This is a genomic window from Streptomyces sp. NRRL F-2664, assembly GCF_000719345.1.
Classification (GTDB): Bacteria; Actinomycetota; Actinomycetes; order Streptomycetales; family Streptomycetaceae; genus Streptomyces.
Window position 1 is genome coordinate 1 of sequence record NZ_JOFX01000636.1, and the last position, 218, is coordinate 218.

Annotated in this window: 1 protein-coding gene; it reads right to left on the reverse strand. The window is 72.9% G+C overall.

Going from position 1 to position 218, the window contains the following annotated elements; genetic code table 11:
* On the reverse strand, positions 1-218 hold a 218-nt coding region (locus IF89_RS40460; protein ID WP_043195253.1), incomplete at both ends, for a hypothetical protein.

Genomic DNA, 218 nt, shown 5'->3' on the forward strand with positions numbered 1-218 from the left:
GCCCAGGACGCCCTGCGCGACCGCCTCGGCCACGATGTCGGAGGCCGTCTTGACGGTGGTGCCGTCCGGGCCGGTCACGCTGCTGGTGTGCCCCCACGGGTCGGAGGACGCTGTGGTCTTGCGGCCGGCCTGGTCGGTCATGGTCACCCGGTACTCAGCCCACTGGGAGTAGTCGGCCTCGGACAGCACCCGGGCGCCGTCGGCGTCGGGTTCCTTGG